The sequence below is a fragment of the Rothia sp. 11254D007BW genome (assembly GCF_053548195.1).
Window position 1 is genome coordinate 165,225 of sequence record NZ_JBPWPK010000001.1, and the last position, 25,134, is coordinate 190,358.

Annotated in this window: 19 protein-coding genes; 10 read left to right on the forward strand and 9 right to left on the reverse strand. The window is 59.7% G+C overall.

All coding sequences use genetic code 11. The features are described from left to right. The first annotated feature begins 69 nt into the window (after positions 1-69). Positions 70-915, forward strand: a complete 846-nt coding sequence (locus ACEE43_RS00780; protein ID WP_449108336.1) for an NUDIX hydrolase — start codon at positions 70-72, stop codon at positions 913-915. Between the two features lie 68 nt (positions 916-983). Further along, positions 984-2,987 (forward strand): prolyl oligopeptidase family serine peptidase, encoded by a 2,004-nt coding sequence (locus ACEE43_RS00785; protein ID WP_449108335.1) that lies wholly within the window; start codon positions 984-986, stop codon positions 2,985-2,987. Between the two features lie 89 nt (positions 2,988-3,076). On the opposite strand, the gene ACEE43_RS00790 is transcribed toward ACEE43_RS00785, so the two are convergent. From ACEE43_RS00790 to ACEE43_RS00800, 3 genes are all read right to left on the reverse strand, one after another. Then, positions 3,077-3,661: a TPM domain-containing protein gene (locus ACEE43_RS00790; protein WP_237210346.1), complete on the reverse strand. Its 585-nt coding sequence runs from the start codon at positions 3,659-3,661 to the stop codon at positions 3,077-3,079. Positions 3,662-3,831: 170 nt separating this feature from the next. Then, positions 3,832-5,286 (reverse strand): LPXTG cell wall anchor domain-containing protein, encoded by a 1,455-nt coding sequence (locus tag ACEE43_RS00795; RefSeq protein WP_449122292.1) that lies wholly within the window; start codon positions 5,284-5,286, stop codon positions 3,832-3,834. Positions 5,287-5,536: 250 nt separating this feature from the next. Next, complete coding sequence (locus tag ACEE43_RS00800) at positions 5,537-6,004, reverse strand: DUF805 domain-containing protein (protein ID WP_237194545.1); 468 nt, start codon at positions 6,002-6,004, stop codon at positions 5,537-5,539. A 34-nt stretch (positions 6,005-6,038) separates the two neighbouring features. On the opposite strand from ACEE43_RS00800, the gene ACEE43_RS00805 reads away from it, so the two are divergent. Beyond that, a complete protein-coding gene (locus ACEE43_RS00805) occupies positions 6,039-6,716 on the forward strand; it encodes a pyroglutamyl-peptidase I family protein (protein WP_449108119.1) in 678 nt (225 codons plus the stop codon). 176 nt (positions 6,717-6,892) lie between these two features. Here ACEE43_RS00805 and pgi read toward each other — a convergent pair whose 3' ends face one another. Beyond that, positions 6,893-8,572 (reverse strand): glucose-6-phosphate isomerase, encoded by a 1,680-nt coding sequence (gene pgi, locus ACEE43_RS00810; protein WP_449108118.1) that lies wholly within the window; start codon positions 8,570-8,572, stop codon positions 6,893-6,895. 303 nt (positions 8,573-8,875) lie between these two features. Here pgi and ACEE43_RS00815 point away from each other — a divergent pair, with 303 nt between their 5' ends. From ACEE43_RS00815 to ACEE43_RS00840, 6 genes are all read left to right on the forward strand, one after another. Further along, complete coding sequence (locus tag ACEE43_RS00815; protein WP_449108117.1) at positions 8,876-10,870, forward strand: BCCT family transporter; 1,995 nt, start codon at positions 8,876-8,878, stop codon at positions 10,868-10,870. Between the two features lie 277 nt (positions 10,871-11,147). Next, complete coding sequence (gene typA / locus ACEE43_RS00820; protein ID WP_185174363.1) at positions 11,148-13,061, forward strand: translational GTPase TypA; 1,914 nt, start codon at positions 11,148-11,150, stop codon at positions 13,059-13,061. Between the two features lie 198 nt (positions 13,062-13,259). Then, positions 13,260-14,558 (forward strand): PIG-L family deacetylase, encoded by a 1,299-nt coding sequence (locus ACEE43_RS00825; protein ID WP_449108116.1) that lies wholly within the window; start codon positions 13,260-13,262, stop codon positions 14,556-14,558. 121 nt (positions 14,559-14,679) lie between these two features. Continuing rightward, entirely contained in the window at positions 14,680-15,003 is a 324-nt protein-coding gene (gene fdxA, locus ACEE43_RS00830) for a ferredoxin (protein ID WP_135013646.1), read from the forward strand. Positions 15,004-15,113: 110 nt separating this feature from the next. Next, the gene (gene dapC, locus ACEE43_RS00835; protein WP_449108115.1) at positions 15,114-16,244 is read left to right on the forward strand and encodes a succinyldiaminopimelate transaminase; all 1,131 of its coding nucleotides are present in this window, start codon (positions 15,114-15,116) and stop codon (positions 16,242-16,244) included. Positions 16,245-16,470: 226 nt separating this feature from the next. Continuing rightward, entirely contained in the window at positions 16,471-17,751 is a 1,281-nt protein-coding gene (locus tag ACEE43_RS00840; RefSeq protein ID WP_185174366.1) for a citrate synthase, read from the forward strand. Positions 17,752-17,836: 85 nt separating this feature from the next. On the opposite strand, the gene galE is transcribed toward ACEE43_RS00840, so the two are convergent. The 3 genes from galE to dapD form a co-directional block, all read right to left on the reverse strand. After that, positions 17,837-18,850 carry a UDP-glucose 4-epimerase GalE gene (gene galE, locus ACEE43_RS00845; RefSeq protein WP_449108114.1) on the reverse strand — a complete coding sequence of 338 codons (1,014 nt, stop codon included), beginning with the start codon at positions 18,848-18,850 and terminating at the stop codon, positions 17,837-17,839. 122 nt (positions 18,851-18,972) lie between these two features. After that, entirely contained in the window at positions 18,973-21,084 is a 2,112-nt protein-coding gene (locus tag ACEE43_RS00850; protein WP_449108113.1) for a 5'-nucleotidase C-terminal domain-containing protein, read from the reverse strand. A 149-nt stretch (positions 21,085-21,233) separates the two neighbouring features. Then, the gene (gene dapD / locus ACEE43_RS00855) at positions 21,234-22,199 is read right to left on the reverse strand and encodes a 2,3,4,5-tetrahydropyridine-2,6-dicarboxylate N-succinyltransferase (protein ID WP_237204665.1); all 966 of its coding nucleotides are present in this window, start codon (positions 22,197-22,199) and stop codon (positions 21,234-21,236) included. 50 nt (positions 22,200-22,249) lie between these two features. Between dapD and dapE the strand changes: the two genes are divergently transcribed. Further along, positions 22,250-23,398: a succinyl-diaminopimelate desuccinylase gene (dapE, locus tag ACEE43_RS00860; RefSeq protein ID WP_449108112.1), complete on the forward strand. Its 1,149-nt coding sequence runs from the start codon at positions 22,250-22,252 to the stop codon at positions 23,396-23,398. A 97-nt stretch (positions 23,399-23,495) separates the two neighbouring features. Here the strand turns inward: dapE and ACEE43_RS00865 are convergent, their stop codons facing one another. Next, entirely contained in the window at positions 23,496-24,413 is a 918-nt protein-coding gene (locus ACEE43_RS00865; RefSeq protein ID WP_449108111.1) for an amino acid ABC transporter permease, read from the reverse strand. Further along, positions 24,410-25,093, reverse strand: a complete 684-nt coding sequence (locus ACEE43_RS00870) for an amino acid ABC transporter permease (protein WP_449108110.1) — start codon at positions 25,091-25,093, stop codon at positions 24,410-24,412. The genes ACEE43_RS00865 and ACEE43_RS00870 overlap by 4 nt, the downstream gene beginning before the upstream one ends. Positions 25,094-25,134: the final 41 nt, after the last annotated feature.

Genomic DNA, 25,134 nt, shown 5'->3' on the forward strand with positions numbered 1-25,134 from the left:
TGCCAGCGCTCACTAAATAAGAGAGCCTGTGTGACAACATAACTCGACTACTGAGATAGGGTTACTGATATGAGTACCGATACTTCAGCCCCGATTGTTGTTTCTGCACTTGTCATTCGTAATTCCTTGGGTGAGGTACTCACCGTTCGCAAACGCGGCACCACAGGGTTCATGCTTCCCGGCGGTAAGCCTGAGCCGGGCGAAACCGCCGAAGAAACCGCCCGCCGCGAAGCTACCGAAGAACTGGGCCTTGTGCTCGACAGCTATTCCTTGATGAACCTGGGAACCTACCAGGCGGCGGCCCTCAACGAAGCAGGGCGAACCGTCCGCGCCCATGTCTACCTCTTGGTAACTGCCGGGGGTGTCGCTGATCTGGAGCAGGCCGCGCCCAGTGCTGAAATTGAGGAAATCCGGTGGGTTCACCCCGACCCTGCGCGTGATGACCACAGCAACCAGGCTCCGCTGAATACTCAGCATATTTTCCCTCTTCTCACTGGCGGTGATTTTGAGGACGCCCCGGTTAGTGTGGCCCAGTATCGAGACCTAGAGGCAAAAGTTGCTGAACTCCAAAACTTGGTAGATACCCTGTACATGCAGGTGGAATTTCAGAGCCGCTTTAGCTATCAGGCGACCTGCGCTCGTGCCGCGATCAAAGGCCGCAACCTCTTTGCACTTAACACCGCTTTGGGTATTTGTCGTGACCGTATCCACGGCGCACCGCACATCATCTTTGGGGCGGCAGCCGCGGAAGAAGCCCCTATTTTGACGGCGGCAGTAGAGCAACCCCTGAACACAAGAGAAGACCTTCTGGCCATTATTCGGGTTCTTGCCCCGCACCACGCTGAGCAGATTCTAGATGCCTACCTTGGTGCAGGTATGGACGACGGAACTTTTGCTGGCTTGCCTGTCAGCTAGCAGCAATGTTAAGAAGGGGAGAGCAAATCGCTATCACCTCAACAGGTGCTGGTGATACCGTAGAGTCTATGACTGACACCACATCTAGCGAAAACAACCAGCAGAAAAACGCTGCCTACCTATCGCAGCTCATCGAACACCCCCGCATGGTCGGGCTGGCCGCAGGTCGCACCGGTGCCCCGGTGCTCACCGTCAACACCCTCAATAAGGACGGCGCAAAGTGGCGCCCCCGCCTCTGGGCCCTTCCCGCAGGGCAGGAGGGCAAGCCCTACCCGCTGACGGCACCCGAGTCGGGCGCCTCCGTCCTTACCGTTACCGATGAGGGGCACATCTACCTGACCCTGGACAAGGACGTCGACGAAGCCGATTCCAAGAGCCTCAAAGGCGTCTACCGCTTACCCGAGCACGGCGAACCCGAACTCATCTTCACTCACCCCGGCGGCGTGGACGCCCTCGCAGTACGCCAGCGCGGTGAAACTACCCGCTACATCTACAGCGGCAAAGCCCACCGGGGTAGCCTCGAAGAACAGGCCAAGACCCTCGATGAACGCGAGAAAACCGCAACCTCCGGTGTGCTCTACACCGAATTCCCCACCCGCTTCTGGGACCACGACCTGGGCACCGGCGTCCGCGCCCTTTTCGTTAAGGACGGTGACGGCCAACCCCGCCGCATCACCCTGCCGGGCGATCGCTCAGAACTAGCCGGTTTTGAGGTCTGCCCCGCCGGCGACCGCGCAGCCGTCACTCTGCACACCAAGACCCGCGGCATCCACCAGCGCTACAGCACCTGGCTGCTTGACCTCAACAGTGAGAAAGAACCCCAGCTGCTGGCCGAAGCGACCGAAACCCACGACTACTCAGCCGGTACTTTTACCCCGGACGGCAGCGGCCTGGCTATCACCGAGGTGCGCCGTTGGCTGCCCGGCCAGTCCATCAAGGTCAACGCCAGCCACTACAGCTTCGAGACCGGCCAGCTGACCGAGCTCTCCCGCGACGTCGACCGCTGGGCTGGCGACATCGTGTGGATTGATAGCACCCGATACGCCTTCGTCACCGACCACCTGGGAGCTACCGCCATCTTCACCGGCAGCATCGACGGTGCTACCCGCGTACTGGTTGAGGACGGCGCCAGCCACTTCTCAGCCCTGGCCTACAACGAAGGGGCTCTTATTGCCCTGCGCGATGCCCACCAGCACTCGGCCTATCCCGTCCGCATCGATATCGAAACCGGCGAGGTCACCCGCCTGGCTTCGCCGGTCGAAGAGTTGCGTGCCCCGGGCCGCTTCGAGCGCCTAAGCTCCACCGCAGCTGATGGCACCGAGTTCACCTCCTTCCTCGCCCTGCCCGAAAAGGACGCGGACGGCCCCCTGCCCCTGCTCGTCTTTGCACACGGCGGCCCCTGGGGGTCCTGGAACTCCTGGACCTACCGCTGGAACCCCTGGGCCTTCACCGAAGCCGGCTACGCCGTGCTCATGCCCGACCCCGCGATTTCCACCGGCTACGGCCAGCACATGCTCGACCGCGGCGGCGACGACCTGGGCGGCACCCCCTACACCGACATCATGCAGGTGGTCGAAGAGACTGCCGCCCGCGACGATATCCAGGGCGATAACGTGGCCTTCTCAGGCGGCTCCTACGGCGGGTTTATGACCAACTGGGTGGCAGGACGCGCGGGCACCCGCTTTAAGTGCTACGTCACCCACGCCTCAATTTGGGACTACAACACCATGTACTACCTCTCAGATAACGGTGCCTGGCACGAATGGAAGGTCGAATTTGGGGGAGAGGGCGACAGCATCTCGCCCCGTCATCGTGCCGCCGATATCGCGGCTCCTATGCTGGTGATTCACGGCGATAAGGACTACCGCGTGCCCATCGGCCAGGCCCACCACCTCTGGGCTGACCTACAGCGCCACTCCCCGGAGCTAGGCCACAAGTACCTCTACTTCCCCGATGAAGGGCACTGGATCCTGAAACCCGGCAACTCCCGCCTCTGGTACCAGGTCTTCACAGCCTGGTTAGATCAGCACCTCTCAGGGAAAGACTTTGAGGCGCCAGCTATTCTTGGCTAGCTGAAAGAACGAGTAAGGCCCTAGCCGCAGGGTACGGCTAGGGCCTTACTTTTATTTACTGTTTGTTTTATAAAGCGTGGGGAACATTTCTAGCTAGTGGCCGTGGGGCTCGCACTAGCGCTACCCCGCGATGAGTCAGCCGTGGTGTTATTGTGCGAAAGCTGGTAGACACCATCAAGGGCGTTGGTCATCGCACCGTTGTATTCTTCTGCTGTAACGTAGGGGAGAATCGCCTTATCGACGATATAGGATGCTTCCTCATTGGTGAGGTTTTGGCTAGCTACAGAGCCCCGAGCTATATATGCTGACTTGCTGCCAAGGTTGATGCCGATAATGACGCCTTGTTCTTGAAAATTCGACTCTTGTTCCGTGAGCTTTTGATTTACCTCAGCTGCAAAGTTTGTTTTACTGCTGTCATCGATAATAAAGATTTGGGTGAGCGGCGAGTTATGCTCCTGCTCTAAGTCAGAGATACGCTGGGTGAGCTCTTGTTCTTCTTGGTCCGTAAGAATATCAGCTGTATCTGTAATAACAGGGACTGATTGTGCAGCTGCTGATGATGGCTCTGACGCTGGCTCTGCAGTAGTAGAAGAACCACAGCTACTGAGGAGTAAGGTACCTGTGATGGCTAGTCCGGTAAAGGCATAGGCAGCGAAGCCTTTTAGTTTTTTCATGGGACCTTCTGGAAATAAAGTGAAATGGAGCGGGGAAGGCAGCATACGGAACTGCGCCCAAAGCGAGAACGGCGGGTACGTAGCTTATATCGCTACGTACCCGCCGTCCGACTCACTGGGAGTCAGTTATCGCGTACTCCTTCTATTGGTAAATAGTAGGAATTGAGCGATTATGCCTTTGCTCGACGAGTTGCGAATACTGCGCCTGCACCCAACGCAACAACAGCTAGACCGCTAAGAGCCAATACAGCTGCGCTGGAAGCGCCGGTGTTGGCAAGCTGCTGCTGTGACTGAGTTGCCTTAGCTGCTTCAGCCTTGGTGGTTTCTGCAGGAGCGGGAGCTGCTTCAGCCTTGGTGGTTTCTGCAGGAGCGGGAGCTGCTTCAGCCTTGGTGGTTTCTGCAGGAGCGGGAGCTGCTTCAGCCTGGGTCTCTACGGGGGTAGCCTCGACCTTAGGCTCAGCTACAACAGTTGAGGGATCGATGGTCGGCTTGGGCTCAGCAGTTACGCCGGGACCGTTGATGCCGATGTGGCCTTCAGGCAGTTCGTGGGTGGTGCCGGGGCCGTTGATGCCGATGTGGCCTTCAGGGAGCTCGTGGGTGGTGCCGGGGCCGTTGATGCCGATGTGGCCTTCAGGGAGCTCGTGGGTGGTGCCGGGGCCGTTGATGCCGATGTGGCCTTCAGGCAGTTCGTGGGTGGTGCCGGGGCCGTTGATGCCGATGTGGCCTTCAGGCAGTTCGTGGGTGGTGCCGGTGCCCTTGTCAGTGACAATGGGGTTGAGGTTTTCGTTGACCCATTCTGAGCCGTTGTCGATGGTGCCGTCTTCGTTAACCCATGCGGAGCCGCCTTCTTCAGATTCGAAGTCAACCCAGGTGGAGCCGTCAACGGGCAGGAAGGGGAGCTCGTGGGTGGTGCCGGGGCCGTTGATGCCGATGTGGCCTTCAGGCAGTTCGTGGGTGGTGCCGGTGCCCTTGTCAGTGACAATGGGGTTGAGGTTTTCGTTGACCCAGCCTGAACCGTTGTCGATGGTGCCGTCTTCGTTAACCCATGCGGAGCCGCCTTCTTCAGATTCGAAGTCAACCCAGGTGGAGCCGTCAACGGGCAGGAAGGGGAGCTCGTGGGTGGTGCCGGGGCCGTTGATGCCGATGTGGCCTTCAGGCAGTTCGTGGGTGGTGCCGGGACCGTTGATGCCGATGTGGCCTTCAGGCAGTTCGTGGGTGGTGCCGGGACCGTTGATGCCGATGTGGCCTTCAGGCAGTTCGTGGGTGGTGCCGGTGCCCTTGTCAGTGACAACGGGGTTGAGGTTTTCGTTGACCCAGCCTGAACCGTTGTCGATGGTGCCGTCTTCGTTAACCCATGCGGAGCCGCCTTCTTCAGATTCGAAGTCAACCCACTCAGAAGTGGCTGAAGCTTCGCCGGTGTTAACGGTATCGGTAGTGAAAGCTGAGCCATCAACGTTGCCGTTTTCGGCTACCCAGGCTGACCCCTCGTTAGTGACGGTGGGAAGATCTACCCACTCCGAGGTTTCAGCAGCGAAAGCGGGGGAACCTACAAATGAAGCCATACCGAGTGAAAGCACAGCAGCAGCACCGGTGGTCTTCTTGGAAGGCTTATGGAATGAAGTCATCGTAACCTCTCTTAGGTGTGTGGCGCCCAATAGGTGGGCGGGGATTACGCTGGAGCACCGTGAAGCGCTCCTGGAGAACTATTGCGTAGTGGCTGGTAGTCCCCTGTAACAGTTTTATGGTAATCCAAAACACGTGAAGAATATCCACTAGTTAGCGGACAAAATATTCCGACTAGGAACTATGACTAAAGGTTTCGAAAAATTCCATATTTGAAGCAGAATAATGTTGGATTTTAGTGAAAGTGTTGACTTACAAGGCAGTTTGCTCTATATCTGGATGCTTTTTTGGAGACAAGTTCATCGATATTGCCTGTTTACGTCGCTTGATGAGAGATATTGTGGGGCCGACATTAATCACAACCCATAAAGGATTTGTTATTACAAGCAGCATAAAAACGGTGCGCAATAGTGAAGAGGCACTTTCTGGCAGGGTGAGATAGTTGAGCCAAATAGTGGTACCAAAATATAGCACGGTACCTACTACTAGGTAGAGCAGTGCCCACCAGAATTCGCTGGCAGATGCTTGCCCTTTAGTATTCCAGTAGTGTCGATAAAAAAGGCGTACAGCGCCTGCAAAGCCTACTTTCTGAGCAACGGCTGGGGCACGGCGTTCGTCCGGGTGTTCTTCATCGTCGAAGCTGTCTAGGTTAAGAGCCTCGGGAGTATCTTCCAGGGGCTCTTTGTGGTGGATATAGCGAGTAGGCTTGTGCTCAGACATACCTCTAACAATACCTAAACTGCAGGAGTCGACGATGACCACCCTTCTGCTCACCTATTTTGGCCCCTTTGAAGGGGTTCCTATTAACCCCAGTCAGGCAGTGGCACTTGGGGCGCAATACGTCCTGGAAGCCTCGGCACCGGAACTCACTGTTGAGGTGCATGAGCTGCCGGTGGAGTTCGCCGAATCAAGCCGGGCGCTGGGTGAGCTCTTGGAGCGCATCAAACCTGAGCTAGCCATAAGTCTTGGTGTTGCGGCTGGCCGCGATAAGGTCAGCCTGGAACGAGTTGCCATCAATCTCGACTCTGCTCGTATTCCAGATAATTCCGGTGCCCAGCTCATCGACCAGTCCATCCGCGGCGATGGCCCCGATGCCTACTTCTCTACCCTGCCTACCCGAGCAATTTTTGAGCAGTTAGCTGCCCAGCAGCTGCCCGTGGAACTGTCGTACACCGCCGGAACTTTTGTGTGTAACCACGTTTTTTACGAGCTTATGCACGCAACCCAAGGGGCAATACCGGCGGGTTTCGTCCACGTTCCCCTCACACATGTAGAAGCCGGTGGGGGAGCGGACGCTGCGCCCGAGCGTCCGCCTGTCACGGCCAGCGCGGACGCCGGGGGAGTAGAAGGCGGAAACCTACCTACCCTGCCTGAGGCCCAGGTCATCGGAATGATCGAGCAGGCCGTACTCACCACGCTCGCCCAGCTTTAACGCAGGACCCCGGTAACTCGCGAAGTTACCGGGGTCCTGTGTTACTCGGCATGTTTACCTGGGCGAAGGCTGGACGCACCTGCAGCCGACTGGCTGGGGCTGGCATGAATTGGGCGAGCCCTCCAGGGCGAGACCAAGAAGGTTAGTCGGCTAAGGTGCGTCCAGCTGAAGCGATACTAGTTACGATTTTCCAGGTAGTAGCCAATCAGGCCCTGGGTTGAGGAATCCTGCTGGGCCAGGACCTCGCGGTCGCCGCCGACGGCGGGGGCCAGCTGCAGCGCGAGCTGCTTGCCGAGTTCAACACCCCACTGGTCGAAGGAGTCAATACCCCAGACAATACCCTGAACGAAGGTGATGTGTTCGTAGAGGGCGATGAGCTGGCCCAGGACGGCGGGGGTCAGCTGGGAGGCCATGATGGAGGTGGTGGGGCGGTTGCCTGAGAAGACGCGGGCCGGAACGATTTCTTCGGCGGTGCCCTCGGCGCGGACCTCGTCGGCGGTCTTGCCGAAGGCCAGGGCCTTGGTCTGGGCGAAGAAGTTGGCCAGGAAGAGCTCGTGGACGTCCTGCTCGCCGTCGCGGGTTGCGTGAACCGGGTTGGCGAAGGCGATGAAGTCGGCGGGAATCAGGCGGGTGCCCTGGTGGATCAGCTGGTAGAAGGCATGCTGGCCGTTGGTGCCGGGCTCACCCCAGAAGACTTCACCGGTGGCGGTGGTGACGGGCTTGCCGTCCGCGCGTACGGACTTGCCGTTGGATTCCATGGTCAGCTGCTGCAGGTAGGCGGGGAAGCGGTGCAGGTACTGGTCGTAGGGGAGGACGGCGTGGGTTTCGGCGCCAAGGAAGTTGACGTTCCAGATGTTTAGCAGACCCATGAGGGCGGGGACGTTTTGGGCCAGGGGAGCGGTGCGGAAGTGCTCGTCCATGGCGTGGAAGCCTGCCAGGAACTGCTCAAAAACGTCGGGGCCGAGCACGATGGCCAGGGGGGTGCCGATGGCAGAGTCGACGGAGTAGCGTCCGCCTACCCAGTTCCAGAAGCCAAAAGCGTTCTCGGGGTCGATGCCGAAGGCTTCGACCTTATCCAGGGCAGTGGAGACAGCCACGAAGTGGGCGGCGACGGCGTCCTTTTCGTCCTTGCCGTCCAGGGCGCCGGCCTCGCGCAGGGAGGTGAGCAGCCACTCGCGGCAGACGCGGGCGTTGGTGAGGGTTTCGAGGGTGCCGAAGGTCTTGGAGGCGACGATGAAAAGGGTGGTCTCGGGGTCTAGGTCCTTGACGGTCTCGGCGGCGTCGGTGGGGTCGATGTTGGAGATGAAGCGGGCGGTCAGGCCGGGCTGGGCGTAGGGCTTCAGGGCCTCGTAGACCATGACGGGGCCCAGGTCTGAGCCGCCGATGCCGATGTTGACTACAGTTTCGATGCGCTTGCCGGTGATACCTACCCACTCGCCGGAGCGGACGCGGTCGGCAAAGTCGTAAACCTTGGCGAGGACCTCGTGGACGTCGGCGTCGACGTCCTGACCATCAACGACGAGAGCGGGGGTGGCGCCCTTGGGGCGGCGCAGGGCGGTGTGCAGGACGGCGCGGTCTTCGGTGACGTTGATGCGCTCACCGGCGAACATGGCGTCGCGACGCTCTTCGAGGTTGACCTCTTCGGCCAGCTGGGTCAGCAGAGCCAGGGTCTCTTCGGTGATGAGGTTCTTGGAGAGATCAACGTAGAGGTCGGCGGCGGTGAAGCTTAGCTTTTCTGCGCGGGTGGGGTCGGCTTCGAACCAGGCGCGTAAATCAGCGGTAGTCTTCTGCTGGTGCTCGGTCAGGGCTGCCCAGGCTTTGGTCTGGACGGGATCGGTGATGGCGGGGAGAGACATGCGTGCTCTGCCTTCCTGTCGATTTGGGTGTTCTTGCCTCTATTTTATGTTGGTTTGGTAGTTTTTGACCCCGCTGGCAGGTGTGGTTTTTTGTGGTTTTATAGGCAATTAAGCAGACCAAGAGGATGCCTACTTATTATCAGTGATGTTATTATTGAAGTGGAACAGGCATCTCTAGCCCCCTCCCGAACCACGCTGCGCGGCCCAGCGCCCCTTGACTGAGCGTGGACGCGGACGGCAGCTCGTGAGGTGCTTTTGCATGTCAACTAGGTCGAAACGTAAGAAGATATAAAGGACACTCACATGGCTACCACCCAGCAAACTCCGCCCGGCTCGGGCCCCGACCTGCGGAAGGGGGATATCGACGCGGCCGCTAAGGAAAACATGCGTGAAGGTTCCCTGGCGCCCAAGGTCTTTATCCCCGCAGCCGTCATCATGGCTGCCTTTATCGGCATCACCCTGGCCTTCCCTCATCGCACCAAAGAAATCTTCGATGCCCTGCAGGCAGACGTTATTAACTACTTCGGTTGGTACTACGTCGCTATCGTTGCTTTCTTCGTCATCTTCGCCCTCTACCTGGGCTTCTCCCGCATGGGCGACGTTAAGCTAGGCGATGACGACGACGAACCCGCCTACCCTTTCACTACCTGGTTCGCCTTCCTCTTTGCTGCCGGTATGGGCATCGGCCTGGTCTTCTACGGGGCAACCGAACCCCTCATGCACTACGTTGACCCCCGCCCCGGCGTGGGTGACGGCACCAAGGAAGAAATTGCTCAGGCTGCGATGAGCCAGTCCTTCCTACACTGGGGCCTGCACCCCTGGGCTATCTACGTCATCGTGGGCCTTGCCATTGCCTATGCAACCCACCGCCTCAAGCTGCCTCTCTCTATCCGCTACTCCCTCAAGCCCCTGCTGGGTGACCGCGTAAAAGGTGGCGCAGGTGACGTCATCGACGTTGTCGCACTGGTTGGCACCCTCTTCGGTGTAGCGACCTCTCTTGGTCTCGGCGTTATGCAGATTGCTGCGGGCCTGGGCTACATGAACATCCCGGCCGAGGGTAACGGCTGGCTGGTGGGCATCATCGTGGTGCTCATGGGTATCACCCTCTTCTCCGTGGTCACCGGCCTGGAAAAGGGTATGAAGTGGCTCTCCAACGGCAACCTCATGCTGGCTGCTATCGTCTGCCTCTTCGTGCTGGTGGTTGGCCCCACCCTCTTCCTTTTCCGTAACTTCATCGGGTCCATCGGTAACTACCTGCAAAACGTGGTTGCCATGACCTTCGAGACCCTGGCACTCTACGGCGTTGACGGTGAACAGTTCCAGGCTGCCTGGACCACCTTCTACTGGGGCTGGTGGATTTCCTGGTCGCCCTTCGTTGGTATGTTCATCGCCCGCGTTTCCAAGGGCCGTTCCGTGCGCGAATTCGTCATCGGCGTTCTGCTGGTACCTGCGCTGACCTCCTTCTTCTGGTTCTCCGTACTCGGTGGCACCGCCCTGCACCAGGAACTCTTCGGAACCGGCACTAGCTTGGTCGGTGAAGACGGTAGCGTCTCTGCAGAAAATGCTCTCTTCCAGATGTTCCACAATCTGCCCGGCGGCGTCATTCTGACTGCCGGTGCGGTACTGCTGATTACCGTCTTCTTCGTGACCTCGGCAGACTCCGGCGCTCTGGTACTGGGCATGCTCTCCACTAACGGGTCACCTGAACCCAAAACCTGGATCCGCGTTTTCTGGGTACTGGTTGCAGGTGCAACCGCGATTTCCCTGGTTGTCATCGGCGGTAGTGAATCACTGTCGGCAATCCAAACCGTCGCAATTCTGACTGCCCTGCCTTTCTCAATAGTGATCGTGCTGATGTGTATCTCCCTCTACAAGGCCCTGAGCGTTGAGCACCGTCTCTTCGTCCGCGCCCAGCGTCGTAACGCTCGCCATGAGATTGAAGCCTCACTGGCTGAGCAGATTGACGACCGCGTCAACGAGCTGGTTGCCGAAGGCGTCGAAGAGCGCGTCACCGCAGCTGTGGGGGAGCACCTCGACGAACACCTGGACGGCCAGCTCGAAGCTGCCCTGGAAGAAGCCGTGGACAAGGCGGTTGAGGCCAAGGTCGAAGAGGTCGTGGATTCCGCGGTTGAAAGCGCCGTCGAAGCCAAGGTGGAAGAAGCCGTAGAAAAGGCTGTGGATGAAGTCTCCCTGCAGGTGGAAGCCAACACCGCCGCAATTGAGCAGATCCGCACCGCAACCGGCTCCATCCCCGTGGTCAAGCCCCAGGATGTAAAGCAGACACCCTGGAATAAATAGGAAATGAGCTGCCTTTAGGGAGGCGGACGCTCTCTTGCCGACTAACCTTCTTGCCGGTTCGCTGGCGCTCACTGGCAATTCATGCCAGCCCCAGCCAGTCGGCGCCGAGAGCGTCCGCCTCCCTTATTCATTTCTAATGTGTCCCAGAAGATAGCGGCTAGTTTATGTACCGCCGGTATAATCAAACCGAAAGCCCTCTGCGCTGGTGCCGAAAATTCGGCAGGTAAGCCGCGCACCGGCGTCCTTATCCCCAACATGTAAGCGAGATACTTTCCGCATGTCTGAAACTCAGAACACCGCTTCACGGAGCGACCTTCGCAACGTGGCAATCGTGGCTCACGTTGACCACGGCAAGACCACCATCGTTGATGCGATGCTCAAGCAGACCAACGCCTTCTCCGCCCACGCTGACGTGGAAGACCGCGTCATGGACTCCGGTGACCTTGAAAAGGAAAAGGGCATCACCATTTTGGCTAAGAACACCACCGTGTTCTACTCCGGCCCTGCAGCCAAGGGCGAAGAAATTACCATCAACGTTATTGATACCCCCGGTCACGCTGACTTCGGTGGTGAGGTTGAGCGCGGCCTCTCCATGGTTGACGGCGTTGTGCTGCTGGTAGACGCCTCAGAAGGCCCCCTGCCCCAGACCCGCTTCGTACTGCGTAAGGCCCTGGCCGCTAAGCTTCCCGTCATCCTGGTCGTCAACAAGGTTGACCGCCCCGACGCCCGTATCGACGAAGTTGTCGGCGAATCCATGGACCTGCTCCTGGGTCTGGCTAGCGACCTGGCTGATGAGGTTCCCGATCTCGATATCGACGCTCTGCTGAACGTCCCTGTCGTCTACGCTTCCGGTAAGGCAGGCGCTGCTTCACTGAACCAGCCTGCCGATGGCGCCCTGCCCGATAACGATGACCTGGAGCCCCTCTTCGAGACCATCCTGGAACATGTTCCTGCCCCCACCTACGACCCCAACGAGGTGCTGCAGGCTCACGTGACCAACCTTGACTCCTCACCCTTCCTGGGCCGTCTGGCTCTGCTGCGTATCTTCAACGGCACCCTGAAGAAGGGCCAGACCGTTGCCTGGGTACGTCAGGATGGCGAAACCAAGAACGTGCGTATCTCCGAACTGCTGGCCACCAAGGCCCTGGAGCGCGTTCCCGCTGAGTCCGCTGGCCCCGGTGAAATCGTCGCTGTTGCCGGTATCGAAGACATCACCATTGGTGAAACCCTCACCGACCCCGAAAACCCCAAGCCCCTGCCCCTGATTAAGGTCGACGACCCCGCAATCTCCGTTACCATCGGTATCAATACCTCACCGCTGGCCGGTAAGGTCAAGGGCGCTAAGGTTACCGCCCGCCAGGTGAAGGACCGCCTCGATAAGGAACTTATCGGTAACGTCTCCCTCAAGGTTCTGCCCACCGAGCGTCCGGACGCCTGGGAAGTTCAGGGCCGTGGCGAACTCGCTCTGGCAATCCTCGTTGAGCAGATGCGCCGCGAAGGCTTCGAACTGACCGTGGGCAAGCCCCAGGTTGTTACCAAGACCATCGACGGCAAGGTTCACGAGCCCATGGAGCACATGATTATCGATGTGCCCGAAGAATTCTTGGGTGCCGTCACCCAGCTCATGGCAGCTCGTAAGGGTCGCATGGAAAACATGGCCAACAACGGCACCGGCTGGGTTCGCATGGAATTCGCCGTACCCGCCCGCGGCCTGATCGGCTTCCGCACCAAGTTCCTCACCGAGACCCGCGGTGCCGGTATCTCATCGTCCTACTCCACCGGCTACGAGCCCTGGGCAGGCGATATCGACTACCGCTCCAACGGCTCCATGATTTCTGACCGCGCCGGCGTCGTTACCCCCTACGCCATCATCGGTCTGCAGGAACGTGGCACCATCTTCGTCGAACCCACCTCAGAGGTCTACGAGGGCATGATCATCGGCGAGAACTCACGCGCCGACGATATGGAAGTTAACATCACCCGCGAAAAGAAGCTGACCAACATGCGCTCAGCCTCTGCAGATAACTTCGAAAACATGACTCCCCCCAAGAAGCTCACCCTCGAAGAGTCCCTGGAATGGGCCCGCGAGGACGAGTGCGTGGAAGTCACCCCCGAAGCTATTCGTATTCGCAAGGTTATCCTTGACTCCAATGAGCGTGTGCGCGAAGCACGCCGTCGCGCCCGCGCCTAAGGTTACAAAGGGATAGACGCTCTCAGGGCCGTGGCCCGTTCTCCTGGACAGGGGAGCGGGCCACGGCCCTACTGATAACCACAGGGATAAGAGCGAGATGACCAAAGCACATCGTTAAAACAGCAAACCCAGCTAGAGCTCAGTAAGTAAAGCTAAAATTGCTAGGAACCAAACAGCACCCAGCAGAAAACCGTCACCATGGAACTCGACGCCCAGCCTCATTACCCGGTCGCCGGTGAAATCATTACCGACACCGCTACTTTTAGCCTGATTCCCGAAGGCATCAAGCCCAAAGACACCACCGTTCTTTTCGTACACGCCCACCCCGATGATGAAGCCTCATCGACCGGTGCCACCATCGGCGCTCTTACCGACGCCGGCGTTACCGTACACTTGCTCACCATGACCCGTGGTGAAATGGGTGAAGTCATTGACCCTGCCCTGCGTCATCTCGAAGCAACCCACCCCGCTAACACCGACCGGGGCCATGCCCTGGGTGAGTACCGCACCGGGGAACTCAAAGCCTCTCTCAAAGCCCTCGGCATCCGCCACCACCTCTACCTGGGCGAGGGAGCAAGTTACCTGCCCGGCGAGCGCACCAGCTACCGTGATTCGGGTATGACGTGGGGGTCGGACGGACGCGCTATCGCTAACCCCGCCGCAGCCGATGACTGCCTTACGCGTCTGCCCCTCAAGCCCCAGGCAGACGCCATCGCCAGCGCTATCCGGGAAATCAGACCGGACGTCGTCGTCACCTACGACGCGGACGGCGGCTACGGGCACCCCGACCACAAACGAACCTACGAAGCTACCTTGGCGGCCGTCCGCTCCCTGGAGGGAACCCCCTCGGCTCCCATCGCTCTATGGGGTATCGAAGGCGACCCCAATCGTCAAGATACCCGGCAGCAGGCTGTCATTATGGGCAGTATCGACCATAAGCGTGAGGCCATGCGGGCCCACGCTACCCAAATTACTATCACCAGCGAGACCACCTTCGAGTACTCAAACGGGGTCTCCCAGCCCATCAACCCTACCGAAACCTACCGCCTGCTCTGGGGCACAGCCCAGTCGGAAACCCCAGCTGACGTGTCTCCGGAAGAAAGCGTTGAAGCGCCCGGCCCTATCAACTCAGCCATTTCCGCAATCGCCCTCGGGCTGATTGCAGGTTTTGCCGGCACTATGTACCACGCCCATATCTGGTACCCCACTAGTGCGCTCTGGGTACCCTGGGGCGCTGCCCTGGGCATCCTGACCGTGTACTTCGCTTCAACCTGGGTTGCCATTCACACCGAAAAGAACTGGGCAGCAGCCCTGCTCGGTGCCACGGCCTTTATCCTCATCGGCATCTTTGCTTTCGCCAAAGGTACCTCAATGCTGGTCTATATCAACCCCATCAACCCGATCGGCACCGCTGGAACTATCTGGGCTCTCGGATCCCTTGTTGCCTCAACCCTGGGAATTATGAGCGCCACTAAATACCGCCGCAATAAAACTTAACCCGGCTCAACAGGCTATCTCATCCATCACAAAAATCTGCCCCCACACCGGTGACCAGATACACTAGAGCACAGTTACCCAACACACCACGCACCGGTGCGTCACCACCAGAAAGGCACCCATGACCTACATCATCGCCCAGCCCTGCGTCGACGTAAAAGATCGCGCCTGCGTCGAAGAATGCCCTGTCGACTGCATCTACGAAGGCGAACGCTCCCTCTACATTCACCCCGACGAATGCGTCGACTGCGGTGCTTGTGAGCCGGTTTGCCCCGTAGAAGCTATCTACTACGAAGACGACGTCCCCGAAGAATGGGAAGACTACACCGCCGCTAACGCCGACTTCTTCGACGATCTTGGCTCACCCGGTGGCGCCGCCCGTCTGGGCGTCATCGCTAAGGACGCCCCCATGATTGCGGCCCTGCCCCCGCAGAACCAGGACTAAGACACCTAGACACGGTTCAAGGAGCGAGTATCTTGTGAGATACTCGCTCCTTTAGTTTTATGCGAAGGCTTACACTAGAAAACAAACATATTCACAAGAGAAAGCAGACCATGCGCGAATTTGGCCTCGACCTGCCCGACTACCCCTGGGACACTATGGCCCCCTACCGGGCTACCGCTGAAGACCACCCCGAGGGGCTCATTAACCTTTCTATTGGAACCCCGGTTGACCCTACCCCCTCAGTTATCCGTGATGCCCTGGCCGGTGCTACTGATGCCCACGGCTACCCCACAACTCACGGTACTCTCACCCTGCGTCAGGCTATCGTTGACTGGTTCGACCGCTGCCGCGGCGTGCCCGGGCTGTCTACCGACCAGGTCATGCCCACTATCGGCTCGAAGGAGCTTGTTGCCTGGCTTCCCTTCCTGCTGGGCCTGGGGGAGGGGGACGTGGTCGTCCGCCCCACCGTTGCCTACCCTACCTACGACATCGGTGCCCAGCTCGCCGGCGCAACCCCCGTGGCAGCTGATTCCCTGGATGAGCTCGATGAGGCGACCCGTGCCAGCGTCCGCCTGGTATGGATTAACTCGCCGGCCAACCCCACCGGCATCGTGCGCGATGTGGATGAGCTGAAAAAGATAGTGGAGGACGCCCGTGCCCTGGGTGCCGTGGTTGCCTCCGACGAGTGCTACGCAGAACTGGGCTGGGGAGAATGGGACGCTGCTCGCGGGGGGAAGCCGGTGCCCTCCGTGCTTGACCCCCGTGTCTGTGGCGAAAGCCAGGACCTGGTGCTGGCAGCCTACTCTCTTTCTAAGCAGTCCAACTTTGCTGGCTACCGCGGCGCTTTTATCGCGGGAGACGCGACGATTATGGCCAACCTGGTCAACTCCCGTAAGCACGCGGGCATGATTGTACCCGCTCCCGTACAGGTCGCCATGACCGCAGCGCTCTCCGATGACGCTCACGTTGAGGCCCAGAAAGATCTCTACCGAGCCCGCCGCGAAACCCTACTGCCGGCCCTGGAACGCTTTGGCCTAACCGTCGAGCACTCCGAGGCAGGGCTCTACCTGTGGGCTACAGCAGGTGAAGATACCTGGGCTACCGTCCAGCGCTTTGCAGACAAGGGTATCGTGATTGGCCCCGGCGTTTTCTACGGAACCGCAGGTGAGGGCTATGTGCGCATCGCCCTGACCGGCTCAGATGACGACATTTCCCGTGCCGCTGCCCGACTGTCAGAGTAAAGCAAAACTGTTAATGTCAAATAAGCTCAGCTAAAGAACGTAATGTAGCTTCTGAACGCACACCAATGTGACCCCGCGCATTATTCTGCTGTAATGTAGACCATAGATGACGTGCGTACGTGCACGGTGCGGCCTTCCACCACCCCGCGAAAGCCGCACCGTCCTTTTTTAGAATCCCACTTCATCACACAGCACGTACGTTGCCTCGTATGACAGGAGGAACACAATGACTGAGAACAAAGCGCTGCTGAGCTATGACGGCAAAGAACTGCCCCTGCCCGCAGTAGAAGCAACCGAAGGTAACGGTGCCTTCGAAGTTGCAGGCATGCTCAAAGAAACCGGCAAGGTAGCCTACGACCCGGGCTTCATGAACACCGCAAACGCAAAGTCAGCTATCACCTACATCGACGGTGACGCCGGCATCCTGCGCTACCGCGGCTATCCCATCGAAGAGCTGGCAGAAAAATCCAGCTTCATCGAAACCGCCTACCTGCTCATCTACGGAGAACTGCCCACCCCCGCCCAGCTCGAAGACTTCGACCAGATGATTCGCCGCCACACCATGGTGCACGAAGACTTCAAATTCTTTTTCCGCGGCTTCCCCCGCGACGCCCACCCCATGGCCGTCCTCGCATCCAGCGTCTCAGCCATGTCGACCTTCTACTCTGACTCCCTCGACCCCTTCGACCCCCGTCAGGTAGAGATCTCAACCTACCGCCTGCTCTCCAAGGTGCCCACCCTGGCAGCCTACGCCTACAAGAAGTCCAAGGGCGAGCCCTCCATCTACCCCAAGAACGAGCTCAACTACACCGAGAACTTCCTGCGCATGTGCTTCGGCTTCCCCACCGAGGAATACGAGGTCAACCCCCTGCACGCCAAGGCTCTCGATCTGCTGCTGCTCCTGCACGCAGACCACGAGCAGAACTGCTCCACCTCCACCGTGCGACTGGTCGGCTCCTCAAACGCCAACATGTTCGCCTCCGTCTCAGCCGGCATCAACGCCCTCTACGGCCCCCTGCACGGCGGCGCTAACGAGGCAGTGCTCAAGATGCTCAACCAGATTCAGAAGGACGGCATCAGCCCCGAAGACTTCATGGAGAAGGTCAAGAACAAGGAAGACGGCGTCCGCCTCATGGGCTTCGGCCACCGCGTCTACAAGAACTACGACCCCCGCGCTCGTATCGTCAAGAAGACCGCAGACGAAATCCTCGAATCCATCGGCGGCAACAACGAACTGCTCGATATCGCCAAGCGCCTCGAAGAGAAGGCCCTCAACGACGACTACTTCATCGAACGTAAGCTCTACCCCAACGTAGACTTCTACACAGGCCTCATCTACAAGGCTATGGGCTTCCCCGAACACATGTTCACCGTCCTCTTCGCCCTGGGCCGCCTCCCCGGCTGGATCGCCCAGTGGACCGAAGGCATCCAGGACCCCGACCGCAAGATCGGTCGCCCCCGCCAGGTCTACATCGGCGAAACCGAACGCCACTACCCCGAGCGTTAACCTGCCAAGCAGCGCATCACTAAGCCCCGGCGTCCTTACCTCGTTGGAGATAAGGACGCCGGGGCTTGGCTTTGGGGGCTACTCGCTACGCCTCATATCCATTTGGATTATTCTTCTGCCAGTTCCAGTGGTCGCGCACCATGGTGTCGATATCGCGGGTAGCAGACCACCCTAGATCTGCTAGGGCAGCAGCGGGATCTGCGTAGGAAACAGCCACATCGCCGGGGCGGCGGTCCACAATCTTGTAGGGTAGCTCTTTACCCGCAGCCTTCTCAAAAGCGTGCAGTACCTCAAGAACCGAGTAGCCGTTACCGGTACCCAGGTTCCAGGTGTGCAGGCCGCCGTGGGCGGTGATGTAATCCAGGGCCTTGAGGTGGCCGTCCGCCAGGTCAACGACGTGAATGTAGTCGCGCACGCCGGTGCCGTCGACGGTGGGGTAGTCGTTGCCGAAAACATTGAGGTATTCGCGGCGACCCACAGCGACCTGGGCGATGAAGGGTACCAGGTTATTGGGGATGCCGGCCGGGTCTTCACCGATACGGCCGGACTCGTGGGCACCTACCGGGTTGAAGTAGCGCAGCAGGGCGATGTTCCACTTAGAATCTGAGGCTGCCAGGTCAATGAGCATATCCTCGATGTGTTCCTTGGTGCGGCCGTAGCAGGACTGGGCGTCCATGTTTAGCTTTTCGGTCAGCGGCATAGACTCGGGTTCGCCGTAGACGGTTGCAGACGATGAGAAGACGATGGAGTGGCAGCCTGCCTCTTCCATGGCATAGAGCAGGTTGAGGGTTCCAGCGACGTTGGTCTGGTAGTACCACAGGGGCTTTTCGGCGGACTCGCCCACGGCCTTAAGACCGGCAAAGTGAATCACAGCGTCAGGCTTGACCAGATTGAACAGCTGCTTCATCTCGGGCAGATCCAGCAGGTCAACCTTGCGGAACTCTACAGTCTTGCCGGTCAGCTCTTCAACGCGGGCCAGGGACTCCATGGATGAGTTTGAGAGGTTGTCCATAACGGTTACCTCGTGGCCTGCCTTGAGTAGTTCGAGTACGGTGTGGGAGCCGATGTAGCCGGCGCCGCCGGTAACGAGAATCTTCACGTTTTCCCCTAGTAGACGATTGGTGTTTTTTCTAGCTTACCTGCACTCAGCCCCGCCAGCCGGTAGAAGCGGTGGCGGGGCTGAGCATATATAAGGTGGGCGTTAGGCGTGGACGCTTACTCCTAGCTGTTCTTGCGGCGGGCGGCGAAGAAAGCGGTAGCGCCTAGACCCAGTAGGAGGGCAGCACCTGCGAGGAGGGGCAGAGCAGTAGCACCGGTGTGGGCTAGTATGCCGCTCTTTCCAGTTTCACGGGCTCCTGCCACAGAGCTCTGGCTGGTGTTAGCGGAGGCCGATGACGCCGGGCTATCGCTGGGAGACGGGGCGGGGGCGTCCGCACTGGGGCTTGCAGTCGGCTCTTCGGTGGGGGCTACCGTGGGCTCAGCCGAAGGAGCAGCGGTGGGGCTGGCGCTGGGAGCCGGAGCCGGGGTCTCTTCGGGTGCCTGCTCGGTGGGTAGGGAGCTGGTGCCAACCGTCCAGTTCTTGACGAAGAAGGTGGTCGGGTCGATGGTCTTGTTGGTGATAGCCCAGTCGATCATGAGGTCGCGCACGGCCTTCTGCTCCTCGTAGACGATAGGAGCTGCGGTGACGTGCGGGTAGCCTGAGCCGCCTGACCAGCGGTAGTTGTTCAGAGCCAGGATGACCTTCTGATCATCGGCGAGGGGAGTGCCATCTGGCAGGGCTAGACCCTCGATGCGCTCGCCGACAGGCTTGGAGATGTTGATGTGGTAGTTCACACCTGAGAGCACGTCGTAGGAGTAGTCGGGAATACCGCGGGTTGCCCCCTCGTAGAGGGCGTTAGTAACGGTGGACCAGTCGGTGATCTCAGCGCCGGGCTCCTGCTGCTTGTAGTAGCGGGCTGACCATTCAAGGTAGTCCTTGAGTTGGGCGCCGGTGAGCTCAACAGCGTAGAGGGTGTTGTCGTAGATGTAGAGGCTAGCCATATCGGCGATGGTGACATCGCCCTGCTTGAAGACGGCGGTGCGGGAGAAGGGGGAGGCCTCAGCAAGGACGGGCAGGCCCTCGTACTGGGTTCCGGCTAGGGCCCGGGTGACTTCTTCGGTCTGTACCATGTTGATGAAGTCCAGAACAGCGGTGTCTTCCCAGGCGCTGGTGGCGGCGGGCATTTCAGCGGTTGCCTGAGCAACGACGGTCTGCACCCACTCGGTTGTCTTTGAGTGGTAGGGCTCGATAGCGGTGAGGACGGACGCGTCGGCAGCGTAGTCACCGGCGTTGAGGGCAACGGCGGTGGGCTTTTCGGCTTCAGTCCACTTGACCTCGATGTCACCGTCTGCTTCCTTGACCAGGGGTAGGGTGACTTCGGAGAGGAAACGGGCCCAGTAGCCGGGCTGGGTGTAGAGCACCGGCTCACCGTTCTTGTTGGTGAAGTATTCCTGAACTTTGTTGGTGACGTGGGAGTGGCCGCCCACGACCACATCAACGTCGGTGGACTGTTCGGCAACAGACTTAGCGACGTTTTCGGTCAGGTCGGCGGGGTTGTAGGTGTAGCCCTCGGCGTCCAGGCCGGTGTGGGCGAGGACGACGACCACGTCGGCTCCTGCCGCCTTGACCTTGGGTGCCCACTCTGCGACGGTAGCGGCGGCGTCCTTAAACTCCAACTTGCCCTCAACGGTAGCCTTATCCCACACGCGAACCCCGGGGGTTACCACGCCGATCACGGCTACCTGGATCTTCTCGCCGCCCACGGTCTTTTCAATCATGGTATAGGGCTCGTAGGCGGGAGCGCCGGTTGCGGTGTCGATGACGTTAGCGCCGAGCAGGGGCATAGTCAGGTTCTGGGTGTACTGGGCGGCTGCATCGGGGCCGTAGTTGAACTCGTGGTTGCCCACTACACCGGCGTCATAGCCGAGCAGATTAAAGACCGATGCCATGGGGTCAACACTGGTTGCGGTGCGGTTGTTCTGGTAGTAGGTCTGTAAGGGGTTGCCCTGGTTGGCGTCACCGTTATCGAGCACCAGGGTGGACTCTGCACCCTTTGCTGCCCGGGTCTGGGCGATGGCGGTTGCCAGGTGCTCCATACCCAGAGCCTTAGCACCTTCGCCATAGGGAGCGCCGGTGAAGTAGTCGTAGTTAAGGGCGCGGCCGTGGACGTCGGTTGAGGCCAGCACGGTCAAATTGCCCAGGTCGGTAGTACCGTCTGCTGCAAAAGCTGCGGGAACGAGAATGCTGGAAGAAACCAGGCCAAGACCTGCCAGCAGAGAAAGAGAACGCTTCATGAATAGCTTTCTGATGTGTTGTGAGTGTGTTCTCCCATTGTAAAGACCCGCCCTACCGGTCAGCCGGTAGGGCGGGTCTTGCGTATATTAATCTTCAGTAAATATCGGCAGCGAGCATAAGCCCGTCTCGCGAAATGATTACTTACTTTTTAGTTAGCGTGCAGCTCTGAGTTCAGTTCCACGGTGTTGTTGGCGCGGGGTAGCACCTCGATAGCGCCGGTTACGGAGTTGCGGCGGAAGAGCAGGTTGTTGACACCTGAGAGTTCCAGGGCCTTGACGACCTTGGGCTCAGCACCGGGGTTGAGGACGGTCACGCGGGAGCCAGCGGTGACGTAGAGGCCAGCTTCAACCACGCAGTCATCACCCAGGGCAATGCCGATACCGGCTTCAGCGCCGAGCAGGGAGCGCTCGCCGATGGAGACACGCTGGGTGCCGCCGCCGGAGAGGGTGCCCATGGTGGAGGCGCCACCGCCGATGTCGGTACCGTTGCCAATGACAACGCCCTGGGAGATGCGGCCTTCGACCATAGATTCGCCGAGGGTACCGGCGTTGAAATTGACGAAGCCTTCGTGCATGACGGTGGTGCCTGCGGCCAGGTGGGCACCCAGGCGGACGCGGTCGGCGTCGCCGATACGAACACCTGCGGGTACGACGTAGTCAATCATACGGGGGAACTTGTCGACGTGGGTGACGACCAGGGCGCCGCGGCGGCGCAGCTTCAGCGAGACGGTGTTGAATTCGCTGGCTAGCACGGGGCCGAAGTTGGTCCAGGCGACGTTGGCGAGAGCACCAAAGAGACCGTCGAGGTTGATGGTGTTGGGGGCAACCAGGGTGTGGGAGAGCAGGTGCAGGCGCAGGTAGGCGTCCGCTGCGTTGGCGGGGGCCTCGTCGAGGTTGATGGTGACGTTGACCAGCTCACGCACAACGTTGCGGTCTTCGTCGGCTTCGACCAGGGCTTCGAGGTCGGCTGCTACGGAGTCGTCGGGGGTTTCGGTGAGGGCGGGGGCGGGGTACCAGACATCGAGTACGGTGCCTTCGTTCTCGCCGGAGGCGACGACGGTGGCCAGGCCCAGGCCGGATGCTACACGGGTGTTGTTTTCAGTCATGCCTACCAGTCTACGGAATCAGGCGGGTGCGGGGCGCTATCTGCTTGTATGGTGGAACTATGACCAAGAACCCTACCCTCGCCCAGGCCGCTGAGTTCGCTCAGGTGGGCCCCGACGTCCTGAACCTAACCCAGCCCGTTGAAGACCTGACCGCTGATCTGCTCAATATTTATTCTGTTTCTGGCGCCGAGGTGCGCCTGGCGGACGCCGTGCAGGCGGCCCTTGAGGGCATTGGCGGCTTAGAGATAACCCGCGACGGCGATGCCATCATCGCCCGCACTAACCTGGGCCGGGATACCCGCATTGTGCTGGCAGGTCACCTAGATACAGTGCCCCTGCCCCGTACCGAGGGCTCACGAGGCACCGTACCGGCCTCTTGGTCTGAGGAAGCGGGGGAGCGGGTTCTCTACGGCCGCGGTGCCGTGGATATGAAGGGCGGGGTTGCCGTGCAGCTAGCCCTAGCTGCCCACTTGAAGGAGCCCCGCTACGACATTACCTATGTCTTCTATGACAACGAAGAGGTTGCATCAGAGCTCTCAGGGCTTGCCCGCCTGATGCGCAACCACCGGGAGAAGCTGACCGATGCGGCCTTTGCCGTGCTCCTGGAACCCACCGACGGCACCATCGAAGGTGGCTGCAACGGCACCATCCGCTTCTGGATTCGCACCTCGGGTGTCGCCGCCCATTCGGGTCGCGCCTGGAAGGGCGTCAACGCTATCCATAAGATGGCGGACGTGCTGGGACGTCTTGCTGCCTACCAGCCTGCCACCTATGAGGTTGAGGGCCTGGCCTACCGCGAGGGGCTCAACGCCGTGCAGATTTCAGGCGGGGTCGCGGGGAACGTCATTCCCGATGACGCGGGCATCCATATCAACTACCGTTTTGCTCCCAACAAGACCCTGGATGAAGCCGTCGCGCACCTGCACGAGGTTTTCGAGGGCTACGAGCTGGATTTCGTGGACCTTTCATCAGCGGCCCGCCCCGGCCTGGACGCTCCGCTGTCTAGATCTCTGATTGAGTCGGTCGGACAGGCCCCCAAACCTAAGTACGGCTGGACGGACGTCGCCCGCTTCAGCGAAATCGGTATTCCCGCCGTGAACTTCGGGCCCGGCGACGCCCTGCTGGCCCATACCGATAACGAGCACGTTAAAGCCTCCGAGGTGCGTACCTGCTATACGGCGCTGGAAAGCTGGCTGACGGCGTCCTAACCCCACAAAGGGACCACAAAACTTCAAAGGGACCGCATAATATGCGGTCCCTTCAAAATTTTCAGGTCCCCTTGGGTAAGTGTCGCAGGTGCGGACGCTAGTGCTTGGGGATCTTGAACATCAGCTCGGTCTTGGGTTGGGCTTCGTCCACTTCACCGGGCACACCGTCGGCGTGCTTGATCTCTACGTCGGAGCGGGAACTCATGTACTTAGCGAGCCACTCGGCGAAGAGGGTCAGGGCGAAGTTGATGACCACGAAAATCAGGGCGGCCAGCAAGAGCATCTGCAGGATGTTGCCTTCACCGGAACCGAAGCGGCGGGCGGCAGCTAGCAGTTCGGGGTAGGAGATGATGTAGCCCAGGGCGGTGTCCTTGAGAATGACCACGAACTGCGAGAGCAGCGAGGGCATCATGGCGGTCAGAGCCTGGGGTACCAGAATCAGGGTCAGCACCTTCCAAGGGGTCAGGCCGATAGCCAGGCCGGCTTCACCCTGGCCCTTGGGCAGCTGCTGAACGCCGGAGCGCAGAAGCTCAGCGATGACTGAGCCGTTGTAGAGGGTCAGGCCCAGAACCACGGCGATAAAGGGCAGCTGTGAGGGGGCAAAGAGGTTGAGTTTGCCCAAAAAGAGCCAGAAGAAGATCATCATCATCAGCACGGGGACGGCGCGGAAGAACTCCACGACCACGGTGCCGAAGGCTCGCACAGCCTTATTGGGTGACAGGCGGGCCAGGCCGAAGAAGAGACCGAAAGCCACCGAGGTAACCACAGAAATCAGGGCAGCTGAGAGGGTCTTCCAGAGGGCGGGCAGGATGTAGTTGGCCCAGAGGTTACCCGAGAAGAGGGAAGTCCACTTATCGGCTTCCAGCTGGCCCTGGCGGTTCATCACCATCAGGACGTAGGCAAAGCCTGCTGCCAGGAGCACAAGAGCCACGATGTTGAAGATGCGGGTTCGGGCGCGGGCCTTGGGGCCGGGTACGTCAAAGAGTACCGAGGTTGAGGTCATACGCTTGCTCATCGCTTCACCGCCAGTTTACGAGAGGCCCAGGTGGTTAGCAGGCCGATGGGGACAACAATAATCACAAAGCCCATGGCGAAGACGAAGAAGATCATGAAGATGAGGTCTGAGTTGAACTCAATCATGGACTTCATCATGCCTGAGGCCTCAGCGACTGAGGCTACGGTGGCTACGGTGGTGTTCTTGGCTAGCGCAATCAGGGTGTTGCCCAGCGGGGTGATGGAGCCGCGTAGAGCCTGCGGGAAAATCACGTAGCGGGCGGTGGGCAGGAAGCCCAGGCCGATGGCGCGGGCCGCTTCAGCCTGGCCGACGGGCACAGTATTGACGCCGGAGCGGATGGCCTCACAGACGAAGGCCGCGTGGTAGATGGCAAGGACGATAACGGCGTAGATAAAGAAGTTCCACTCAAAGCTGGTTGCTAGTGAGAGCTGGAACTGGGTCCACACGCCCAGGATTGCCAGGGTCATCAGGATGGTCAGCGGGGTGTTGCGGACCAGGTGCACGTAGGCGGTGCCAGCCCAGCGTAGGGAGGGCACGGGCGAGATACGCATTAGTGCTAGCAGGGAGCCGAGGACGAAAGATGCGATGGCTGCCCAGAAGGTCAGCTGGATGTTGGTCCAGAAGGCGCCGATGACGTCGTAGGTGGCAAAGAGCGTGGAGAGCTGTTCAGAGAACGACATGAAAGCCTCCGATGGTTGAAAGATTGTGGTGTGGTGAAGGT